This window comes from Saliphagus sp. LR7, from assembly GCF_003344565.1.
GTDB lineage: Archaea > Halobacteriota > Halobacteria > Halobacteriales > Natrialbaceae > Saliphagus > Saliphagus infecundisoli.
The window spans coordinates 1-609 of sequence record NZ_QPND01000082.1 but is presented as its reverse complement, the minus strand read 5'-3'; the positions used below and the strand labels follow the sequence as shown (position 1 = coordinate 609).

Annotated in this window: 1 protein-coding gene; it reads left to right on the top strand. The window is 60.4% G+C overall.

Translation table 11 applies throughout. The features are described from left to right. The coding region (locus DVH23_RS23260; RefSeq protein ID WP_114579701.1) for an IS5 family transposase at window positions 1-535 on the top strand (535 nt) is incomplete at its 5' end. Window positions 536-609 lie beyond the last annotated feature (74 nt).

Below are 609 nucleotides of genomic sequence, written 5' to 3'. Positions count from 1 at the left end.
CCGCCTGCTCCGCGCTTCGGCGGAGCAGGCGGGCTGGAGTGGTGAAGCGGCCATTGACGCGAGTGGCTTCCAGCGCGATCAAACCAGTCATCACTACCGCGACCGCGCGAACTACTCGTTCCACTCACTGAAGACGACGATCTTGATCGACGTGCACTCGCTGGCGATCAAGGACGTTCACTACACGACCAAGAAGGCGTGGGACGGCCATATCGGGATGCAGGTCTTCCGCCGGAACGCGGAAGACCTGCGTGTGATGTCTGCTGACGCGAACTACTCGTGGAGCGACCTCCGTGAGGAGTGTCGCTCCGAATCAACGCGACCGTTGATCAAACACAGGGAGCAGACACCGTTACAGAAGGCTCACAACGCCCGGATGAACGAGGACTACAACCAGCGCTGGATGAGTGAAACAGGCTTCTCGCAGTTGAAAGAGGACGACGGCGAGAAGTTACGCTCCCGGAGTTGGCACGGCCAATTCCGGGAGCTCACTCGGAAGTGTATCGTGCATAACCTCACGCAGGCGGCGAGTTAGGGCTCGCCGCCTGCTCTCTTTCTCCGGACGTATCCGGGAGAGGCATCGCCGCCGTCACCGAACCAAGAGACCAA